The organism is Peribacillus sp. NPDC096448 (assembly GCF_044762675.1).
Lineage (GTDB): Bacteria > Bacillota > Bacilli > Bacillales > DSM-1321 > Peribacillus > Peribacillus frigoritolerans_B.
This window is the reverse complement of the sequence record NZ_JBIWEU010000009.1, coordinates 156,272-176,529: the sequence shown is the minus strand read 5'-3', so window position 1 is coordinate 176,529 and position 20,258 is coordinate 156,272. Positions and strand designations below refer to the sequence as shown.

19 protein-coding genes and 2 pseudogenes are annotated in these 20,258 nt (G+C 39.5%); 3 read left to right on the top strand and 18 right to left on the bottom strand.

The window, feature by feature from the left end:
- The first annotated feature begins 124 nt into the window (after positions 1-124).
- A complete protein-coding gene (locus tag ACIQ0C_RS16625) occupies positions 125-1,036 on the top strand; it encodes a LysR family transcriptional regulator (protein ID WP_403061894.1) in 912 nt (303 codons plus the stop codon).
- A 526-nt stretch (positions 1,037-1,562) separates the two neighbouring features.
- Here ACIQ0C_RS16625 and ACIQ0C_RS16620 read toward each other — a convergent pair.
- Positions 1,563-2,393, bottom strand: a pseudogene (locus ACIQ0C_RS16620) (NAD(P)/FAD-dependent oxidoreductase); the annotation flags it as partial.
- Positions 2,394-2,431: 38 nt separating this feature from the next.
- Between ACIQ0C_RS16620 and ACIQ0C_RS16615 the strand changes: the two are divergent.
- Positions 2,432-2,590 (top strand): annotated as a pseudogene (locus tag ACIQ0C_RS16615) (NAD(P)-binding protein); the annotation flags it as partial.
- Positions 2,591-2,790: 200 nt separating this feature from the next.
- On the opposite strand, the gene ACIQ0C_RS16610 reads toward ACIQ0C_RS16615, so the two are convergent.
- The 4 genes from ACIQ0C_RS16610 to ACIQ0C_RS16595 all read right to left on the bottom strand — a co-directional run bounded on the left by ACIQ0C_RS16610 (position 2,791) and on the right by ACIQ0C_RS16595 (position 6,581).
- Positions 2,791-3,039, bottom strand: coding sequence for a ferredoxin (locus tag ACIQ0C_RS16610; protein ID WP_402841174.1), 249 nt, complete (start codon positions 3,037-3,039; stop codon positions 2,791-2,793).
- 89 nt (positions 3,040-3,128) lie between these two features.
- Complete coding sequence (locus ACIQ0C_RS16605; protein WP_403061891.1) at positions 3,129-3,923, bottom strand: alpha/beta fold hydrolase; 795 nt, start codon at positions 3,921-3,923, stop codon at positions 3,129-3,131.
- A 218-nt stretch (positions 3,924-4,141) separates the two neighbouring features.
- Positions 4,142-4,930: an SDR family NAD(P)-dependent oxidoreductase gene (locus ACIQ0C_RS16600; RefSeq protein ID WP_403061888.1), complete on the bottom strand. Its 789-nt coding sequence runs from the start codon at positions 4,928-4,930 to the stop codon at positions 4,142-4,144.
- A gap of 370 nt (positions 4,931-5,300) precedes the next feature.
- Positions 5,301-6,581, bottom strand: coding sequence for an MFS transporter (locus tag ACIQ0C_RS16595; protein WP_403061885.1), 1,281 nt, complete (start codon positions 6,579-6,581; stop codon positions 5,301-5,303).
- A 733-nt stretch (positions 6,582-7,314) separates the two neighbouring features.
- Between ACIQ0C_RS16595 and ACIQ0C_RS16590 the strand changes: the two genes are divergently transcribed.
- Complete coding sequence (locus ACIQ0C_RS16590; RefSeq protein ID WP_403061882.1) at positions 7,315-8,337, top strand: NAD(P)H-dependent amine dehydrogenase family protein; 1,023 nt, start codon at positions 7,315-7,317, stop codon at positions 8,335-8,337.
- A gap of 302 nt (positions 8,338-8,639) precedes the next feature.
- On the opposite strand, the gene ACIQ0C_RS16585 is transcribed toward ACIQ0C_RS16590, so the two are convergent.
- The 13 genes from ACIQ0C_RS16585 to ACIQ0C_RS16525 form a co-directional block, all read right to left on the bottom strand.
- The gene (locus tag ACIQ0C_RS16585) at positions 8,640-9,395 is read right to left on the bottom strand and encodes an IclR family transcriptional regulator (RefSeq protein WP_403061879.1); all 756 of its coding nucleotides are present in this window, start codon (positions 9,393-9,395) and stop codon (positions 8,640-8,642) included.
- Between the two features lie 163 nt (positions 9,396-9,558).
- Positions 9,559-11,283, bottom strand: coding sequence for a PAS domain-containing sensor histidine kinase (locus ACIQ0C_RS16580; RefSeq protein WP_403061876.1), 1,725 nt, complete (start codon positions 11,281-11,283; stop codon positions 9,559-9,561).
- Positions 11,284-11,306: 23 nt separating this feature from the next.
- Positions 11,307-11,768 carry a GAF domain-containing protein gene (locus ACIQ0C_RS16575; RefSeq protein WP_403061873.1) on the bottom strand — a complete coding sequence of 154 codons (462 nt, stop codon included), beginning with the start codon at positions 11,766-11,768 and terminating at the stop codon, positions 11,307-11,309.
- The gene (locus ACIQ0C_RS16570; protein WP_402841099.1) at positions 11,758-12,411 is read right to left on the bottom strand and encodes a response regulator transcription factor; all 654 of its coding nucleotides are present in this window, start codon (positions 12,409-12,411) and stop codon (positions 11,758-11,760) included. Before ACIQ0C_RS16570 ends, ACIQ0C_RS16575 begins: the two co-directional genes overlap by 11 nt.
- A gap of 98 nt (positions 12,412-12,509) precedes the next feature.
- A complete protein-coding gene (locus ACIQ0C_RS16565) occupies positions 12,510-13,163 on the bottom strand; it encodes a sensor histidine kinase (RefSeq protein WP_403061870.1) in 654 nt (217 codons plus the stop codon).
- 188 nt (positions 13,164-13,351) lie between these two features.
- The gene (locus ACIQ0C_RS16560) at positions 13,352-14,860 is read right to left on the bottom strand and encodes a nitrate/nitrite transporter (RefSeq protein ID WP_403061867.1); all 1,509 of its coding nucleotides are present in this window, start codon (positions 14,858-14,860) and stop codon (positions 13,352-13,354) included.
- A complete protein-coding gene (locus tag ACIQ0C_RS16555; protein WP_403061864.1) occupies positions 14,853-15,140 on the bottom strand; it encodes a hypothetical protein in 288 nt (95 codons plus the stop codon). The genes ACIQ0C_RS16560 and ACIQ0C_RS16555 overlap by 8 nt, the downstream gene beginning before the upstream one ends.
- Complete coding sequence (locus ACIQ0C_RS16550) at positions 15,127-15,438, bottom strand: hypothetical protein (RefSeq protein ID WP_402841089.1); 312 nt, start codon at positions 15,436-15,438, stop codon at positions 15,127-15,129. The genes ACIQ0C_RS16555 and ACIQ0C_RS16550 overlap by 14 nt, the downstream gene beginning before the upstream one ends.
- A 5-nt stretch (positions 15,439-15,443) precedes the next feature.
- A complete protein-coding gene (locus ACIQ0C_RS16545; protein ID WP_403061861.1) occupies positions 15,444-15,635 on the bottom strand; it encodes a hypothetical protein in 192 nt (63 codons plus the stop codon).
- Complete coding sequence (locus ACIQ0C_RS16540) at positions 15,625-16,152, bottom strand: Rieske (2Fe-2S) protein (protein ID WP_403061858.1); 528 nt, start codon at positions 16,150-16,152, stop codon at positions 15,625-15,627. Before ACIQ0C_RS16540 ends, ACIQ0C_RS16545 begins: the two co-directional genes overlap by 11 nt.
- Positions 16,153-16,163: 11 nt before the next feature.
- Positions 16,164-16,724 (bottom strand): 4Fe-4S dicluster domain-containing protein, encoded by a 561-nt coding sequence (locus ACIQ0C_RS16535; RefSeq protein WP_402841081.1) that lies wholly within the window; start codon positions 16,722-16,724, stop codon positions 16,164-16,166.
- Positions 16,725-18,896: a molybdopterin oxidoreductase family protein gene (locus ACIQ0C_RS16530; protein ID WP_403061855.1), complete on the bottom strand. Its 2,172-nt coding sequence runs from the start codon at positions 18,894-18,896 to the stop codon at positions 16,725-16,727. It abuts the gene before it with no gap.
- A complete protein-coding gene (locus ACIQ0C_RS16525) occupies positions 18,883-19,965 on the bottom strand; it encodes a hypothetical protein (protein ID WP_403061852.1) in 1,083 nt (360 codons plus the stop codon). Before ACIQ0C_RS16525 ends, ACIQ0C_RS16530 begins: the two co-directional genes overlap by 14 nt.
- Positions 19,966-20,258: the final 293 nt, after the last annotated feature.

The following is a 20,258-nucleotide window of genomic DNA, read 5'->3' as shown; positions in this document are numbered from 1 at the left end:
TAAAATGAACATCCTAGTACAGCTAACCTTAAATCGTTATTTCCAGCTTTAGTTTGAGAGGGAATTAAAAGATCATCCCTTTCTTAGCCTTGTATTTTCAAATCCGACTGAAGTGGGTGATTGTTTGAATTACCTATCCCTCCGCTATTTCATAGAGGTTTCTAACCATCTTAGTTTCAGTGAGGCTTCCAAAACCCTGCATATATCCCAGCCAGGACTTAGCCAACAGATTTCATCCCTCGAAAAACAATTAGGCTTTAAACTATTGAATCGAACGACAAGAAAAATTACATTGACGGAAGAAGGAGAGTACATCTATAAAAAACTTGCTCCTTCCTTTGAAGATATCGAGAAAACAGTGAATTACATAGTTGAAAATAAAGCTATCCCAAAACCTAAATTGAAGATTGCTACCGTTCCTTCAGCGGCTAGCATATATATCCCGAAGTTATTGAAAAAGATCGTAGGGCAATACCCTGAAACAGAATTTTACGTGCATGAAACAACATCTTCAAGGGCAGTAAAACTCGTAAACCAACAAAATTATCACATCGGTTTCATCCGAACGCCCATTCACGGTGACATCATCGCGAATGAAGGATTAAGCATGATTGAATTCATGAGGTTCCCTTTACAATTAGTCGTCTCCATTGATCATCCACTAGCCCAAAAAGAGGCTATACAATTAAACGAAGCAAAAGACGAACTTTTTATCCATTATGATGCCGTTCAAGCGCACTCCCTTCAATTCCTTTTGGAAAAGGCTTGTCTGACTGCTGGATTTTCACCTAAAGAATTATGTAAAGGCTCTGAATTACTTACGATTGCCAATCTAATATCCAATAACTTAGGCGTAGCCCTCATGCCGGAAGATATGGTGAGTTTGTTGGGAAAAAGCCAAGTTAAAGCCTTGAACATCGATAACTCGGAATTATCCAGTTCGATATCGGCAGTTTGGAAAAACACGGATGCCTCAATTCTGACAAAGCATATTTTGAAAACGTTAAAGAATGATCATGATTTTAACGATATTTGAGATTCTTGGTTGGAAAAATGCTGTGAAACTACTTGGAGTGTAAAGGGGAGGGTCAATTAATCGGTGTTAAAAAAGCCCCATTTCTCTTTTATGACACTGAGAAATGGGGCTTTTAATATTGGATAATCTCACCATTTAAGCTTCTTATTGGCGATGGGGCGGTCCCCGTTATATAACATATAAAAACCTGAAATCTTAAAACCTTACCATCCTTATTTGATCCGTATCTACCGGAAGTTTTACAATGATAAATATTATGAAGAATCGCTATAGGGGCGTTACTTAAAACAATCTAAAAAATCGAATTCCTAATCGTGCAGGAATTCGACTTTTATTTTCAACAATCATATTAGCCTGTTCCCTTGTTAGGCAACAAAACATGTAAAGCCTCGAAATATATCCGCTTTACTTTTTTTCGATTTTAACCTGGACAATCGAGCCTCCTATCCATAACTTATTACTTCAGGGGGCCTGCCTATGTACCTTTAATACTTTTCTTCAGAAAAGTCTTGTTGTTTGATAGAGTTCACCCAAATAAGGAAGTACTGTGCAACGGCTGAACTTTCGCCAGAGGATCAATATAGGCTTTGGCATTATTAACTGCCGTAGGACCTTCACCAAATCCTGAAGCAATTAATTTAACCTTTCCATCGTACGTACAAATATCCCCGGCTGCGTATATGCCTGAAATATTTGTTTCTTGTTTGGAATTAACGATAATTGCATTTTTATTGATGTTTAGACCCCATTCTTTAATCGCTCCAAGAGAAGAGACAAAGCCGTAATTAATAATTAAATCATCTACGTCAACTACTTCTTTTTGTTGAGTCTTAGTCTGTTCTAAAACAATTTGCGTAATTTGATCTGCTCCAACCAATTCGGAAGGAATATAAGGTGTTTTGATCTCAACAGAGGAATTCACTAATTTTTCCACACTATGTTCATGGGCACGGAATTTATCTCTTCTGTGTATCAAGGTTACCTTTTCAGCAATCGGCTCTAGCATAAGGGCCCAATCAACAGCAGAATCTCCACCGCCTAGAATCGCCACTTTTCTTCCTTTAAATTGGTTCATATCATTCACGAAATAATGCAAATTCTTATTTTCGAACTGTGTTGAATCTTCCAATTCCAGTTTACGAGGCTGAAAGGCTCCATTTCCAGCCGTAATGATCACTGATTTAGAGAAATGAGTATCGAGGTTTGTGGTGATCTTAAATGTTCCGTCTGCTTGCTTTTCCATTTGTTCAACTGCTTCTTCAAGACAAATTGTTGGTTCGAAAACTTTCATTTGTTCTTTTAAATTCTCTATCAATTCCTGCGCCCTTACTTTTGGAAAACCAGCAATATCATAAATGATGAACAACCAACCTAGAAGAACAAGGAGTGATTACATTGACGGAAGAAAAGAAGATCTATGACATAACCATTATTGGCGGCGGCCCAGTTGGCTTGTTTACTGCGTTCTATGGCGGAATGAGGCAAGCGAAGGTGAAAATCCTCGAAAGTCTTCCTCAATTGGGTGGACAGCTTTCGGCTCTTTATCCCGAAAAAAACTACGGAAATTGGCGTCACTAGTTTTTAAAGGGGGGTATCCCTAAATCTTATCCCTCATTTTGGGAACCGGAAAAATTAAGAATAACTTGTAGAAACATTACAAGTTTATCCCTTACAACCAACAGTGAATCATGTTCAGTAAAGTCCCTAAATCTATAATCATTTTCAAACATCTTCATTGATTATATCTATAAATATTATTCAAATTTATTAGGGTTACCATCAAAGGATGTTTGAGCCACTTTTATAGAATCGGTTGGACATCCTTCTGAAGCATCTATCATATCTTCCTCGAGTTCTTCAGGTATAATCGCTGCCCCCACATTATTATCCAATATAACAAACGCAATACCTTCTTCATCGTAATCATAAATATCTGGAGCTGAAGCACCACAGGCTCCGCAAGCAATACAAGTTTCTTTATCCACGATTGTATAATTAGCCATTTTCCCTACCCATTCCTCTCTTAAATCTAAGCCCTGGTTTTTTACTAAGTCATTTATAGAAGCCTTAAGCAATAGAATTCGTTTTTTCCTTACTCGATACCGTTCAAAAATTCCAAAATGCTCGAATTAAACTTCCTGGGATTTTCCTGGTAACACAAATGGCCGCCATCTGGAATTATCACTAGCCGGGAGTTTATTAACTTTTCATGAATTGCTTCTGATTCCTTTATAGGAGTTACAATATCCAACTCACCACAAATCACAAGAACAGGCACCTTTATATGAGATAACAAACTCATTTGATTTAGATGATATAGCGAATATGCTACCGAGCGATACCCTGCCGGCCTTATCTGTGTCATAATCTCTTTGACCCGTATATGGACATTTTCTGAAGCATTGGGAGATAACAGTGCTTTTATCCTCTTTTCCGCTATCTCCTTAGTAGATAGGTTTTCGATTGAGAATAATCGATTTTTCAATTTCGTCTCGTTCTCTTCTGGGGTTAGAGCAGCAGCCCCCCTTGTCGAGTCTGCTAATATAAGTTTATTAATCTTATTAGGGTACAGGCAACAGTACTCTATCGCAATTGCCGCTCCCATTGAATGGCCTAGCAGATGGATTTTTTCCAACTTTAGCTGATCTAGCATGCCGTTCAGAATACGTGCAAACTCTTTAAAATTTCTATATTCTTCGGCTGGATCTGAACTTTTCCCATAACCCGGAGCATCCCATGCAATTACTGTATAATGCTCCTTTAATCCCTGGATTTGTTCCTTCCATGACTGTGAATTATTGCTCATACCATGTAATAATACTAAAGGCTCTCCACTACCTTCTATTTCATAATGAATACTTAAATCTTCTACTTTTACGTATGGCATAATATCAGTCCCCTTCTTAAGGTAAGTCTCTAACTCTTAAAGCACCCATACTCGATATATCTTTCTTAAATTAGAGAAGATTTACTATTTTTATATTTTGCTTGGAAATAGCAAGTTTTCGTTCTTATAAAGAAAGTGCTTCCTTTCAGATAAGCAGCAAAATCGCCTTCCGTTCCCGTTTTACAAATTAGCTAACCGTATTCAAAAACCTTGCCAGTTTAGCCGAGTCCCCGCACTGACAATCCCCCGTCGCTGGAAATGATTTCACCGGTGATTGCGCGTGATTCGTCAGAAGCTAACAGTACATACGCCGCAACGTGATCTTCCGGCATCTGGGCAAGTTGAAGAATATTCCGTTTTTTAATGCTGCTTGCTTTCGTATCATTATCGACGATTTTCACAAATGGACGAAGCGGTGGAATCACCGTGAGTGCTGTCAATGTACCCCCTGGGGCTACCGCATTTACCCGGATGGAAGGAGATAGTTCGAACGCAAGCTGTCGCATCAATCCAATTTGGGCGTGTTTGCTCGCTGTGTACCAAACACCGCCGCCATCCGGATAAAAACTTGCACCGGACACGGTAAAAATAATATTGCCATCTGTTTTTTTCAGTTCTTCAAGTGCAGCTTTAGCTCCGAAAAAAGAGCCTTTTACGTTAATATTGAATAGGAAATCATATGCTTCGGAAAGCGCCTCGGGAGTCACATCGACAAATTTTGCAAATCCATCGAACACGCCTGCATTCGCAACGAAAACATCTAACTTTCCGAATTGCTCAACAGTAGCTTGGACCGCTTGCTCATTGTGTTCGTATTTGCTTACATCTCCCTGGTAAGTAATGATATTTTCACCAAATTCCTCTTTCATTTTCGCTAATTTGTCTTTAGAGCGGCCGATAATGCTTACTTTTGCTCCTTCTTGTATAAAACGGCGTGTGACAGCTTCTCCTATTCCGTAAGCTCCCCCTGTAATCAAAACGACTTTATCTTTTAAGGCCATACCCATTGTCTCCACCCCTTCTGTTAACTTTCAAACGTGATGAACGGTTATACAAAGATCGGTTCCCTTCATGTATACGGTCTGGTAAGCGAGCACATATTTTTTTATAACGACCCTAAATTGTTTTATATACAAAACAATGTTTCTTAATATAAACAATTCTAAAATGTAATCGCTTTATTGTCAATGTTAGCTGTAAAAAAAACTGATACTATCGTTTAAGAATACGTTCCCTTGTTGTATCAGTTGTGGTCGTCCTTACTCCTGTGTACACGTCATTGAAAATTCAAGATTTTATTGTGGTTCTCAGTAAGAATCTAGCATTCCTTCTTACTGAGAAACCCTTCTAAAAAACGTATATTAACTTTTTTGCTCTCTATAAAGTTACTTTGTTTCCTGTCGTATTACTTAGGTGATTTTCGGCAACTTCTTGTTTAATCATAAACAAGTACGCCATGAACCCAAGAGTGGCTGCTACAATCAGCATGACAATGGAGGGACCAAAATCACCGCCAGACAAATCGCGGCTCCATCCCATAATATAACTTGAAAATCCACCCATAATATTTGTGAATCCCATTAAACCGGCCGCGCGGCCCGCTGTTTCAGGTGTTGAAAATTTGATGATGAAGAAATTGGTTAGATGAAACATTCCTCCCTGAGTTCCCATGGCGAGCCCCATGGAAACTCCGGCCAAAATAGGATTTGGTGCAATGACAGCGATTGTCAAAAATACAGCTGTAAGTATGAAAAGAATCGTCGCAAGCAAACTCGGGCGTTTCGTTTTGTCCGCCAGAAATCCGCCAGCCAGGACAAATCCAAGCGCGAATAGCCATGATAATGAGGTAATCCCTGTCATTGCATCTCTTTCAAAGCCTTTGGCCTCAACGAGATATGTAGGAAGCCAAATACTGATTCCAAAGAAAAGAAAGGACGACATCAAATTGCCAAACCAGACAATCCAATAACGATAATCCTTTGCGAAGAATTGCTTCGACCGCACATCATGCGCTTCGTCTTTTTGGCGAATATAGGAGACTTCTTCTTTACTCATGCGTGGATGTTCTTCTGGCGTATTACGAGCCAAAAACAGGAACATTGGAATATTTATAAACAAGTTAAAGGCAGCGAGAGCAAAGAACGCGGCCTGCCAATGAAATGTTGAAATAATTAGGATGAGCATAACGGTACCCACGGCCGGGCCAAGGTAGTTTCCAGTAATCCAGAATGACTGTGCCCTGCCAAGCTCTCGTTTATTAAACCAATTCGAAATGAACTTACCCGATATCGGAATCATCATGCCTTCCCCAATTCCGAGGATGATTCTACTAATTAAAAACATTTCGTATGAAGTGGACAGCCCCCCCATGACCATTGTCGCTGTCCATACCAGTAAACCTAAAACTGCTGTTTTCCGTGCCCCTAACTTGTCGATAATAACTCCCCAAAAAATGTTGGAACAGGAGTATGAAATCATGAATATAAAGGAGATCAAGCCAATTTTTGCATTTTTATCCGGGCCAGTCAGACCAAGATCACTTAAAAATCCCGGATCGGTTTGGATAACAGAGATACCTACTTTATCAATCTGACCGAAAAACCAGAAGAAAAAAATAGGAATCGCAATGTACAACCATCTTTTTTGACCTTGTAACATGTTATTTCCCCCTTATAATAGGCTCATTTGAATGCGCTTTCATGATTTTCGATAGGAAATGACTATCATGCTATCAAACTTCACCAATTCCCCCTTTCAAAAGATAGTGGCAATTATTGTTTTATATAAAAAACAATGTTACCGATATTTAATGTTATATTGAATTTTCGTAATAGTCAATAATATTCAGAATAATAATTTTCCAACAGAAAAAGTAGTTTTATATACAAAACTAAATAAGATATTGTTTCGATCAAAACAACCCGAAACAATACCTTAACCATGTAACACATAAAACCGGATAACGTTTCTGCCAATTCTAGTGCCTTAGGCAATGCTACATAATAATTTTATTTGAAACTTCATTAACCGCAGCAAAAAATGTCCAACATGCTCAAAATCGCAGATGCTTCGGACTGAAGCGCTAATAAGTCTAGAGTCCGTTCAAGGTTTTAACCGGGAAAAGTATGGCGGTTTCTCCATAAGAGAAAACCATGGATTCTTGTCCAACACCCCAACTTTTGCTGATAAATTGAGGTGAACAATTACCGCCAACCAACTATCCCTTAGAGAGGTAAACCCAAAATTGAAGAATGATTCTTCTTCCGCTCATTCGTTGCGGCCTTTTCTTTTATAACGATTCTTTATAAATATATAAAAATTAACTATTTTTCTTATTTATCACTCAATGTTAGCATTTTGTTATAAGTTCATTTGAAAGGATGAGAGATGTATGACTATCCAATATTCTGAATTCGCAGTATTCGGGCTCGGTCCCATCGGAATTGAAATTCTACGCAGTGCATATCAAACGAATCCTCAATCGATTATCGGTGTTGTCGATATTGATCCCGATAAGGTAGGGAAGGATATTGGCTTACTGATCAATGAAAAGGAAACGAACAAGTGTGTAGTCCCCCATATACAGGAAGTAAATACTGAAGCTGTCCAACCTATCGCCCTACATGCAACAGGTTCCAACGCACAACAGGTATGGCCCCAAATTAAAGAGCTGCTAGATCACGGCTTTTCAGTGGTTTCCACCTGTGAACAGCTTTCCTTCCCTTGGCATCGCTACCCTTTACTTTCAAAGGAAATAGATGATTATGCTAAAGCAAAAGGACTTAGTGTCATCGGGACCGGAATCAATCCAGGGTACATCATGGATACTATGGCCATTTCTTTTACAACAGTATTGACCACTGTTAACCAAATTAAGGTCATTCGTAAAGTTGATGTTTCGAAAAGGCGCCTCCCTTTACAGAAAAAGGTCGGAATCGGGATGACCAGAGAAGAGTTTGAATTTTTAGCCCAACAGGATAAAATTGGGCATGTAGGCCTTGAAGAGTCTGTGAGGTTAATTGCTTATGGGCTGAATTGGAAACTTTCAAGTGTTACCAATACCATTGAACCAATGATTGCAAGCGAAAATATGACCGTTCCGCTAACTGCCTTAAAACGAGGGGATGTTATGGGGCTTCATCAAATTTCCACAGGGAAGACTGTGGACGGAAAGGAAATTTCCTTGGATTTAACGATGGCTGCAGGTACTAAACAGGAAGATGAAATCGTTATTGAGGGGAACGAAACCCAAAGGTTGATTGTTCCAAACGGCATTTTTGGAGATACCGCAACCGCAGCAATGATCATCAATACCGCTAAGCAAATTGATGCCCTCCGTAAACCAGGTTTACTAACAATGGCTGACATCGGGGTGCCGAGAAATATAAATCAATCACACTTTGTCCGTATTTAATGGTTAACCAACAATCCGTTTAAGTCTTACGATATTAGTAAAGGTGAACCCCGAATGGTTCACCTTTTCGTCTTGGTTCTGTTAATGTTTGCTACTCAAGATCAACCATGATGACATTCAATGAAATGGTTGCTGATAAGCACTTCCAAATAAAGCGGCAAACATTACACCAGTTACGGCTGAGCATGCCCACATGACAAAAATCCACCATAAGCGGTGGCTTTACTAGGAATCGACCATCTTATGTAAGTTATCTTATTTCAGGAAAATATATTCCGAAAATGACATGATTTCTATCTTCATTAATGTATTTGAGAACCAAGTTTCATGGAAATCGACTTGGCGGCTTTCGTTACTTTTTCAATCAATTCAGGCAAGCGATCTTCCTGAAATCTCGCTTCAATCCCAGCCACACTAATACCAGCTACTATTTGACCTTTGCCATTGAGTATCGGTGCACTTACCGCTTTTGTATAATCCTCAAGTTCTGATGAAGTTATCGTATAACCATTCGATCTCGCTTCATCCAATGCGTGACGAAGTTTAGTTTTATCTGTAATCGTTCCCATGGCGATCGGTTTTAATTGGATGTTCCCTAAATAATTTTCACGCTCTTCTTCTGGCAAAAATGCTAGGATGATTCGAGAATCGCCAGCGTACAATGGTGAACGTCTTCCAATGGATGTATAAAGACGAACAGGATGCAGGGTGTCCACCTTTTCAATATACATCGCTTCATCTTTATCCCTCACAATTAAATTCACTGCTTCTTCAACATCATCCCGAAGGTCTTTCATGATGGGATAGGAGATTGACCTGATATCCAAACGCTCCCCTACCAGTTGACCAAACTGCAGGAATATCAATCCAAGTGAATAATGGCCATTCTTGTCCTTTGTTAAAAACCCCATTTCTTCCAATGATCCCACCATACGGTGTAACGACGTTTTCGGCAAGTTGGAAAGTTCCATCATTTCATTAAAGGTGAGTTTCGGATGATTTATGAAAAGGGTTAAGATTTGCATGGATTTCACGACCGTTTTGTTATGTGCCTGCATACGATGTCTCCTTTCATGATACATGTTTCTCTTAACTATCATTCTAATATAAAACATGGAAGAAAGGATGTAATTTTATTTTCTTTAACAGTGGTTAATGGCTAATCAAGCTCATAGTTAGTTCGCTAATCGTTAAATGTCGGATTAATTTGCTTGAGCACATTCACCACAAAGGCATTTTCAAAATTACTTTTGTCCCTTTCCCTTCGCCAGAATGAAGGAGAAGGTTTCCACCGGAAGCTTTGGCTCTTTCCTCCATACTGAATATGCCAACTCCCCGGGTGACTTTTTCTATATCAAAGCCCATTCCTTTATCTTCTATTTCCACTTGAACTTCTTCCTCTATTTCCCGGATCGTCACTGAAGCTTCTTCGGTTTGAGCATATTTCCGAATATTTGTTAATGCTTCTTGGATAATACGGTAAATGGTAATTTCTTTGTTTGTATTAAGACGGCAATTCAAATAGCAGTCAAAACGGACCTTGATATGATGATGCTCTGAAAATTGCACCAATAAAGAGCGAATGGCAGGGAACAGCCCAAGATCATCAAGTACAGATGGCCTTAATTCCCAGGATAGTTGCCGGAGCGCTTCGATAATTTCGGTAGTTTCATCCTGCATCTGATCTAACAGGGGATGATCCATCTCCGTCTGCAGCCTGTTAATCGTTATGAGGTGGCTGTATAAGTTTTGTCCGATATCATCATGAAGCTCTCGGGAAATGCGTTTTCTTTCTTCTTCCTGCACATCAATGATTTTCCCGGTCATTTTCTGAATTTCTTCTTCCGCATGCTTACGCTGGGTCACTTCATGACGAATCGCTAAATATTGGTAAGGTTGATTGTATTCATCAAGAAAGGGAACTATTGTAGTATCCACCCAATAATAACTATTATCCTTGGTCTTATTTTTAATCTCGCCTTTCCATACTTCACCTGCAGAAATTGTTTTCCAAAGATTCTTGAAAAACTCTTTCGAATGAAAACCCGAGTTAATAATTCGATGATCCTGTCCGATCAACTCTTCCTTTGAGTACTTTGAAATCCGGCAAAATTGATCATTGACATATTTGATCGTCCCTCTTTGATCGGTTATTGCTACAATTGAGGAAGCATCCAAAGCAAATTGAAAATCGGTCATTTTATTTACGGATTTTCCTAATTCCTCTAAAACTCGTTTATATTCAGTAATTTCCTTCCGGATTGCCAAATATTTATAAGGGTTTCCTTTTTCATTTAAGAAAGGGACAATTGTGGTATCCACCCAGTAATAGGTTCCATCCTTCGCTTTGTTCTTAATTTCACCCCGCCATACACTTCCTGATGAAATTGTTCGCCAAAGTCCTTGCATAAATCCCTTTGAATGATAACCTGAATTGATAATTCGGTGATCCTTCCCAATAAGCTCAGCTGCTGAATATTTGGATACCTCACAAAATTTCGTATTAAAGTTTATTATCTTTCCCTTTTCATCCGTAAATGCAACAATCGTTGATTCATCAAGTGCGTAACTTAAATCAACCAGCTCATTTAACGGATAGGATTGCTGCTGATTAATCCGTGATTGGTCTTTTACTTTATGGACTACGATTAAGTAATAGAGCTCTTTGGCAAGCTGAAAGGCGTTCACCCTGAAAAAGAGTGAAAAAGCATGACCATCCCGGTGAATACCAATCTGGTGGATGAATTCCCCTTCCCTACTGGACAGAAGGTTTGCCCCTGGTATAAGCTTCAAAAGCTTTTCCCCGTTCAATTCATGATGTTCATAACCAAAGTTTTCATATACCTGTTGATTTGCAAAAGAGATGACTCCAGATTCATTGACAAGGATCGTCGCATCGCTAGATCCAGGCGAAACCTCTTTTTCCATATGTTTATTCAAGTCCATACATAATCCTCCTTGTTGCCATGTTATATTGAGCTGTTCAATTCCTTTTCCAATTTTTTCGCTGCATCAAGGATCGTATGCTGGTCACTTTCAGAAATAGGCTGATCTATTCGTTTCCCCACTAATAGTACCCCTTTTGGAACACCTTTAAATTCAATTGGAACCGCGAAGGCGTAACTGAGATTTTCCGCGAGCATGATGGGATACTCTAATGCTTTGCCGTGAATATTATTGGGAAAACCCTCAATTTTCATCGGCCTCCCCGTTGATATTACCCTGCCTGCTATTCCTTTTCCATATCGAACTGTTATCCTTTTGTATTTATCATTTCTGTTTCCGGCGGCATAATGCCAGCTTATGTCAGGACCTTTACTGTTTTGTAAAGCAAGGCCAACAAAATCACAGTTCATTTCTTCTAATACACGTTCACACGCTTTTTTTAATGATTGATCCGCGTTCGATTGACTGCCCCCTTTATATTCCATACCCTAATAACCCCTTTTTTAAAGCGAATGCAACAAGTTCATGCCTTGTTTTCATCTTGAGCTTTTCCATTAAGTTTCCTTTATGACTTTCAACCGTTTTCACGCTTATGACAAGCTGTCCGGCAATCTCTTTATTGGAAAACCCTTTCGCAATCAACGTCAGTACCTCTTTTTCACGGTCAGACAACAGATTGAAAGAATCAGCGGTCCCCTGCTTCACACTCCCTATGTATTCTTCCATAACCCTTTTTGTTGCAGATGGATGAAGGTAAGCATTTCCGTTCGATAAAGATCGGATGGCTAACAATAATTCTTCATGTGGTGCACTTTTTAAAATACAGCCTGAAGCCCCTGCTTGAATAGTTCTGAACAAATATTCATCATCATCATGCATAGTAAGTATTAATATGGCCACTTCAGGCATTAGTTTCTTCAGTTCGGAAGTTGCCGATAAGCCATCTTTTCCATGAGGCATGCTTAAATCCATGACTACCACATTAGGCTGGAGCTCCAGTGCTCGTTGTATTCCTTCATTCCCATCAGAAGCTTCCCCTATGACGTCCATATCAGCATGATTATTTAATAGCATTTTTAAGCCCATTCTTACAACGGCGTGATCATCGCAAAGCAAAATTTTTATCAAAGCTGCTCCCCCTTAGCTTTGTTCGTATTTTTATCGTTTATAATGAATATGAAACAACAAGGGGGATTGCTTAATTCGCAAACCCCTTGTTTAGCATTCTAATATAATGGTAGAGAAATCTCTATAGAAGTACCATCATCTATTTTTGAAAAAACGGTACAATTCCCGCCAATCAAATGCATTCTTTCACTCATGGCAGCAAGCCCGCTCAACTTATTCATGGCAGATTCAACCTCAAACCCTTTTCCTGAATCTTTAATCATTATCATTAACCTGCTTTTTTCCCATATGAATATCATACTTGCCTTCGTTGTATCTGCATACCTTGCTATATTCATCAATGCTTCTTGGCAAACCCTGAAAAGTGTAATGTTATCTCTATCGGAGATTTGCGATTCAATACCCAAATTCTCTATCTCAACCTCAATGCCATAGGTTGAAGTGTATAATTTAATATAGCTTTTCATAGCAGACATCAGCCCCAGAGTTGTAAGGGTGGGAGGATGCAATTCTACAGCCAAGAGCCTGATTTCTCGAATTGTCTTTTCCAATAACTGGTTCATATCACCTGCATAGCTTTTCATGGCAGGCTGTTCGATTGTCTTTTCAAAGAGCTGCATACCTGTAAAAAGACTGTAGAGGGACTGTCCCACACCTTCATGAAGCTCCATTGCAATTCGTTTTATCTCTTCTTCATGTGTTTGTATGATATAAGAACTTATTTTGTTTTTGAGTGGCTGAGTATCATTCATTCCCATCCTCCTTCTTATTGTCGCTGGATATTTGCCATCCGAAATCGCCATTCTCCCAATTAAAGCTTTTCGGTCAAGCAGTGAAAACACTGACGTAACTTTCTTTCCCATCGGAAAATTAGCATTGGAACTTCTTGTTCGGAAAACTCCCATTCAGACTTCAAATTCAAAGATTTCATCCGCATATTTCATTTTATGCTTTTTTCACTATGACTTGAAATGTCACTAAACATTCCGGCATATTGAACAACATCCTCAGCATCATCTTTAATTGCACTAATCGTCAGCCATTGTAGGTATTGTTGCCCATCTTTTCGGCTATTCCAGATTTCACCTTGCCAGAAACCATTTTTTTCAATAGATTTCCACATATCCTCATAAAAAGTTTGAGGCTGCCTGCCTGACTTAAGTAAACTGGGGTCCTTTCCAATTACTTCATTTTCTTGATAGCCAGTAATCCTTGTAAACGAAGGGTTTACTGAAATGATCTTACCGGTGGTATCGGTGATCAGAATCCCTTCTATTGTATGATCAATCACTTCTTTGGCAAGCCCCATTTTACCTTGGAAATACATCCAGACTACTAAAATCAAACTTGCAAGGGCAACTTCTGATAATGCCATGAACCCGATTGCATAATGGCCTGTGATATTGAATAGCAAGGAAAGAATTAACGGTGGGAAAAATCCTCCCAAACCGCCCATTGCGGACACGATCCCATTCACAATACCAGCCTGCTTTTGGAAATACATGGGCACGAGCTTAAAAATAACACCATTTCCTATTCCAGCGCAGAGAGCAATACTTAAACAGCCAAATGTGTACCAGCCAATTGATGGAGCAAAGGATAGGATCATTGCTGAAATCGTATAAACTCCAAAAACAAACATGAGGAGAATAAGAGAATGGAAGCGGTCGGCAAGCCACCCGCCAATAGGCCTCATAATGGTAGCAAGAACAATAAAGCCTGCTGTCCTTACACCCGCATCAACTTTGTCTAATCCAAAGTTCGCTACAAGAAAGTTTGGCAGATAAATAGTAAATGCAACAAAAGAACCGAATGTTATAAAGTAAAATAAGCTTAGCAGCCATAGTTTTTCATTTTTGTAGACACCCTTAATTTGTTCTAAAAGCGGTGTTTTAACTCTCAGTTCCTTTTTATCCCCTAATAGGAAGTTACCTGCGATAAAGACTGCCAAAATAACGAGATAAAGCTGTACGGTTGTTGACCAGCCAAACTTCGTAGCTACAACAGGTGCAGCAAACGCTGATATAGCCGTACCGAGGTTTCCTGCACCATAAATTCCATTTATAAAGCCGTGGCGTTCCTTAGGATAATACTTCGGTAAAGAGGTTACTCCAACAGAGAATACGGCTCCTCCAATACCAAGAAAAAGCCCCCCAATCAACAAATCAGCAAGAGAATCCGCAATGCTGATATAATAAACAGGGAATACCAGTGATATAAAGCTAATCAGGAAAATTTTCCTTGCCCCGAACTGATTGGCGTAAAAGCCAAGGGGAATGCGAAGAATAGATCCTAAAATAACCGGCACAGCTGTTACCAGTGCAAGCTGACCATCCGGTATTGCGATATCTTCTTTAATAAACGGCAGCAGGGACGATATTAATACCCACACCATAAATCCGACAACGAGGTTTAAGGTTTGTAATGGAAGCTGAATTCTTTTAAACATCCTGACCACTCTCTCTTCTAATTACATATTGTAAACTCGCTTTTTCGTCAAAAGCTGACCACTCATTTGTATTTTTAGTTACATTGGAAATCAACGGGACAGCGAAAAAATTAATGTCGTCAAAGTAAATACGCAGATGTGTTATATCAGGACAAAGTTCCACCTTAACAATCGTTTTAGTAACGAAAGGAGCTTTATCCTGGCCATCATCATCCAAGATGGCTACACTTGCTTTTTCCGATATCAATGGTTGTATATCTTCTATTTTAATGTGATCCACAGGTATTGCATCCTCTCTTTGCTGTGTATACATTCATTTGATAACCCTGCAAATATTTCCAGAATGTATCTTCTGCATGATTCTCGATAAATTCAATTGTTTCTTCTTCAGACTCCCATTTGCCCATTCCCTTGACTTCGGCAACTACAATGTCGACCCCATCTATTGACTTTTCATCCAAATACCAGTTAAGAAGAACACCTTTAAAAAGTTCTGAAAGGAGCTTATCGATTTCAGCAGCAAAATTTCCAGATGCTTCTTTTACAAAACAAAAATCAAGGTATGTTTCATTGTTCATGTGATTCACGCCTTTTCGTTTTTCGTTTTTTTATAAATAATTAACGCTAATGGAAATACCCCAAGGTTTAATCCCCCAAATATTAAAACATTTACATAATTTTCATAATAATATTGATGAACCATGAATTGCGTAAATACAATATTCATCATCAAGAAGGCACAAAGCAACGCGACACCAAAAAATTTATGATCCATAACGCTTCACCCTTACTGCGTATACCCCGCCATTTTCAACTTTCACCTGAATTTCAGGCAGCGGCCTTCTTGGCGGACCCGCAGTTGGAGCACCTGTTTCAACATCAAATTTCCCATGATGACAAGGACAAACCATCTCTCCTTCATCCTTCACCCAGAAAACCGGGCAACGAAGATGTGTGCATGCATTTTGGTAAGCTACGTATTTCTTTTCAGACAATCTGATCAAAATGGCATCATCATGATCACCAGGAAATTTAAAATCTACTGCGTCACCAATTGCAATTTTGCTTACATCTGTGATTTTTTTGTGAGGATACTCCTTTTCCCCAAGTCCCAGCAATTCTTTAGCCGCTACCGCTCCCCAAGGAAGGGACGAAATTGCGAATACACCAGCCGCACCCACTAATGTTTTCATGAACCCACGTCTGTCGAGCTTTCTTTCATTATTCCGGTCAATATTATGGGTGTAATTATCTTCATTAAAGGGAATTTTATTATTTTTATCTGACGGCATCTTAATCCCTCCTAAAATAGCTTCGTAATCCCCTGTAAAATTCCAGGCAAATTTACTTTAACGTTCGTTTCACCTTCAAGATACGGCATACTAGTCACCCATTTTCCATTATCTAGATGAAATTGTTTTTTCTTATTTTCAATTTCTTCATCAGTTAGCCATTGAAGTGTATTAGACGGGCAAACACTTGAACACATTGGCGGGATACTGTCTTTTGTTCGGTCGATACATAAATCGCATTTGTACATTAAATTTTGTTCTGTGTCAAACTTCGGTATTCCATATGGACAAGCAATCGTACAGTTTTGGCAGCCAATACATTTTTCAACGAGAGCGGATAATACGGCCCCTGTTTCATGGATTTGGATTGCCTGGGCCGGACAGCTTCTTGCACAGGCCGGATTCACACAATGAAGGCACATTAGAGGCATGGTTTGCCGATTAACCATAGGGTTTACATCGTAAACATAGTTCCTGTTCCGTTCTTCATGCCCTCCGCATTGTGTACATGCTGCAAGGCATGAACGGCATCCTATACAGTTTTCAAGTTCTAAGTACAGCCTCTTTTTCATTTATTGCACCTTCTTCTTCATTTCCACTTTTTTCAATTGAACCGCACAAACCTTAAACTCCGGCATACGGGACATTGGATCAAGCGCTGCAATGGTTAATAGATTGATAGATTGCTCGTGACCAAAATGGTATGGAACAAATACGGTATCATTACGAATTGCTTCTGTAATTTTCACTTTATAGTTTGCTTCGCCTCTTCGGGTAATTAGGCGGACACTTTCTTCATGTTCCATATTGTATTTTTTTGCTGTTTCCGGATGCACTTCGACGTATGGCTCCGGACACATATCACGCAAGAACTGGATTCTTCTCGTCTGGTTCCCGGATAAGTAATGGTAAACGACACGTCCAGTTGTTAAACGAAGCGGATATTTTTCATCTGGTTCTTCAGCAGGGGGACGGTAAGGAAGCGCACAAATTTTCGCTTTGCCGTCTGCGTGATAGAATTTTTTATCCAGGAACATATGCGGCGTTCCCTTATCATTTTCATCCTTACAAGGCCAAAATACCCCGTCCTGTTTATCGATTTTCTCCCATGTTGCACCGTAATAATCGGCATATCCACCTTTACTAGCCAGTCTGAATTCATCAGCAATGTCCTTTGCTGTTTTCAGGTAGGAAAAATATTTTCCTCTTCCAAGACGTTCTGCAAGTTCTATTTGTATTTGCCAATCGGGCTTAGATTCACCGATTGGTTCTTGTGCTTTGTTTATCTTAATAATTCTTCCTTCAAGGTTTGTAACTGTTCCTTCATCTTCTGACCACGTTACAGACGGCAGGATCACATCCGCAAACTCTGCAGATTCAGAAAGATAGAAATCCGAACACAACATAAAATCCAGGTTTTTCATCGCACTTCTGACGAAATTCAGGTTCGGCGCAGATACTGCAGGATTAGAACATAGCAGATACAATCCGCGGATCGTTTTTTGTTCCATCAGTTCAAACATTTCATAAGCAGAAACACCCGGCTGAGGCATTTCCTCCGGAGTAATTTTCCAAACTTTACAAACTTCTTCAACATGTTTAGGGTTTGTAATTTTACGGTATCCTGGCAATAAATCCGCCTTCTGGCCATGTTCCCGTCCACCCTGTCCGTTTCCTTGACCAGTGAATGTGGCCACTCCAGACTTCGGACGGCCTATCTTACCTGTTACAAGCGCCATGTTTGTATATCCAGATACATTGTCAACACCCTTATGCTGCTGTTCAATTCCACGGGCAAACATTACAACTGCATTCGGTGCTTTTCCATAAATATCTGCTGCCCGAATAATTTTTTCCGGTGCCACCCCTGTAAGCTCACTCGTATATTCCGGTGTAAATTCTCGTACAAGCTCTTTAGTTTCTTCAAATCCGTTTGTATGATTATTAATAAACTCTTCGTCAGCATAACCATTTTGAATTAATAAATGTAAGATTCCATTAGCAAGGGCAAGATCTGTTCCCGGTTTCAGGTCAAGGTGCACATCTGCTCTTCTCGCAACAGGCGTTTCGCGGGGATCCACAACAATAATGTAACCTCCTCTTTCTTGAACGCTCCAGACTCGGAACATGGAAGTTGGATGACATTCCGCTGTGTTGCTTCCTGCAATAAATAAGCAATCTGTTTCATGAATATCAGTCCAGGGTATTGTTGAACCTCTATCTACCCCAAAAGAACGAAGGAATCCCCCCGCCGCACTTGACATACAAAATCGCCCATTATAGTCAATGTAACGAGTTCCAAGGGCCACACGTGCAAATTTTCCTGTTAAATAGCATTTTTCATTTGTCATTGATACCCCGCTGAAAACGGATAATGAATCTTTTCCATATTTATCTTGAAGTTCCCTGAACTTTTTTGCGATTAAATCATACGCCTCATTCCAGCTTGCTTCCCGGAAGCCTTCCTTTGTTCCCTTTAATGAAGCATCGTCGCGAATGAGCGGTTTTAAAATACGATCAACATGATTTGTCTGCTGGTAAGCTGTAACCCCTTTTGGACACATTTTCCCAACGGTTACTGGCCAGTCATAACGGGGTTCAACCCCTATGATTTTATTCGTCACTGCATTTACCCTTAAATTCATTCCGCACTGCATTCCGCAATATGCACAATGGGTTTTGACCAATGTTTCATTAGGGTGCATCACGTTCTTTTCTTCTTTAAAAAACTTATCCCTTTGCATTCTGGTTTGCCTCCTTAACTTTTACCTCATGGATAGGAAACCCGGAAAATTGGGCAATCCGGTATTTTCTCCGACAAGGAAGACACATTTCAGCGAGATGGTGCCCATCCTTCGTTTGAAATTCTATATCATTCTTATTGAGCACCTCTATGACATCTTTTGATTGTTCTGTTGAAACAAACTCATGGCCGCAAACTTTACAGCCTTTCATGGATTGTTCCGCATAATGTTCTCTGTAGTTTCTTGCAAAAACACTCAATGGGCGAAAAGGTATGTGTGCAAGCTTTCCAAACGGAAGATAAATCAATGTAATAATGACTGACCATTGGTGAATCAGTGACATAGCTGGCTGCCCTGCACCGTGTATGAAAATATTCATAAACGTTAGTGCCAATCCGGTACCGCTTACCAATAACAGCATGAATAATGGAAGGAAGTCATATATGAGTTGTTGTTCCGCTCTTGCCTGCATATTTTTCAAGCGGCGGTAAAGAGCCATGCATACACCGGCAATCACCATCACTGCTGTAATGTTCAGTGCGTTATATGATAACTTCGCAATAAGCCCATTAGCTGGTACTGTCATTACTTGGATCCCCATTGCAATGATGTTGTAGTAACCGTTATCGTCCATTGTGAAGTACATCCATCCAAACACTAGAGGAAATGTAACGAAGCAGGAAAGAATGCATCCCCAGCCCATTAGAACGTGCTGAGTCCATCGGTAAATTCCCCTGTTCCAGATGAAATTATATGTTGCTAAATGGTCAACTGTAGTTTTAGGCGTTGATTTTCTAAATAGAATTCTGATTCCTTTCTTTATAAAAACCTTTGTTGGCGGCCTTTCTCCCCATGCGATAAACCTGTAAAAGAAACCCCCAATAAAAATAAAAGTTCCCACCATATAGCCATAAAGGTTTAAATCTACGTGTGTAAACATTCTCGTACCAATAAAAGATAAGAATACAAGTCCGCAAACTGCTAGAAACATAGACTTGGCAAAATGTGATGCAAAAGCATCATCAATCGATTTTCTTGTTTTTTGATTCGCTGTGACTTTTGCCTGCATTACTATTCCTCCTTATTACAAACAATTACCATACCCTAATTGTAAGATCTTTCCCGATTGTTCCATATCGGGGAACTTCCCTATCCTTTTGGAAAAATCCCCTTAACTTTTGCAAATAAACAGCAAATCAGATGTCAGAATGGTGATTACTCCCGAATTTCCATCATTCCGATTTCATAACTTTTTAATTAGGAATGGGTAATAATGTAAATAAGTACGTACGAGGTTGGTTAGGTTTCAAGATTTTTCTGGAGAAAAAAATGCATTTCAACTTCTCCTCTCTTCGAAATTGC

Bases quoted from the DNA above. Each gene is read 5' to 3' on its own strand.
- ACIQ0C_RS16610 (WP_402841174.1), bottom strand. From the start codon at position 3,039: ATGGCTAATTATACAATCGTGGATAAAGAAACTTGTATTGCTTGCGGA.
- ACIQ0C_RS16605 (WP_403061891.1), bottom strand. From the start codon at position 3,923: ATGCCATACGTAAAAGTAGAAGATTTAAGTATTCATTATGAAATAGAA.
- ACIQ0C_RS16600 (WP_403061888.1), bottom strand. From the start codon at position 4,930: ATGGGTATGGCCTTAAAAGATAAAGTCGTTTTGATTACAGGGGGAGCT.
- ACIQ0C_RS16595 (WP_403061885.1), bottom strand. From the start codon at position 6,581: ATGTTACAAGGTCAAAAAAGATGGTTGTACATTGCGATTCCTATTTTT.
- ACIQ0C_RS16590 (WP_403061882.1), top strand. From the start codon at position 7,315: ATGACTATCCAATATTCTGAATTCGCAGTATTCGGGCTCGGTCCCATC.
- ACIQ0C_RS16585 (WP_403061879.1), bottom strand. From the start codon at position 9,395: ATGCAGGCACATAACAAAACGGTCGTGAAATCCATGCAAATCTTAACC.
- ACIQ0C_RS16580 (WP_403061876.1), bottom strand. From the start codon at position 11,283: ATGGACTTGAATAAACATATGGAAAAAGAGGTTTCGCCTGGATCTAGC.
- ACIQ0C_RS16575 (WP_403061873.1), bottom strand. From the start codon at position 11,768: ATGGAATATAAAGGGGGCAGTCAATCGAACGCGGATCAATCATTAAAA.
- ACIQ0C_RS16565 (WP_403061870.1), bottom strand. From the start codon at position 13,163: ATGAATGATACTCAGCCACTCAAAAACAAAATAAGTTCTTATATCATA.
- ACIQ0C_RS16560 (WP_403061867.1), bottom strand. From the start codon at position 14,860: ATGTTTAAAAGAATTCAGCTTCCATTACAAACCTTAAACCTCGTTGTC.
- ACIQ0C_RS16550 (WP_402841089.1), bottom strand. From the start codon at position 15,438: ATGAACAATGAAACATACCTTGATTTTTGTTTTGTAAAAGAAGCATCT.
- ACIQ0C_RS16545 (WP_403061861.1), bottom strand. From the start codon at position 15,635: ATGGATCATAAATTTTTTGGTGTCGCGTTGCTTTGTGCCTTCTTGATG.
- ACIQ0C_RS16540 (WP_403061858.1), bottom strand. From the start codon at position 16,152: ATGCCGTCAGATAAAAATAATAAAATTCCCTTTAATGAAGATAATTAC.
- ACIQ0C_RS16535 (WP_402841081.1), bottom strand. From the start codon at position 16,724: ATGAAAAAGAGGCTGTACTTAGAACTTGAAAACTGTATAGGATGCCGT.
- ACIQ0C_RS16530 (WP_403061855.1), bottom strand. From the start codon at position 18,896: ATGCAAAGGGATAAGTTTTTTAAAGAAGAAAAGAACGTGATGCACCCT.
- ACIQ0C_RS16525 (WP_403061852.1), bottom strand. From the start codon at position 19,965: ATGCAGGCAAAAGTCACAGCGAATCAAAAAACAAGAAAATCGATTGAT.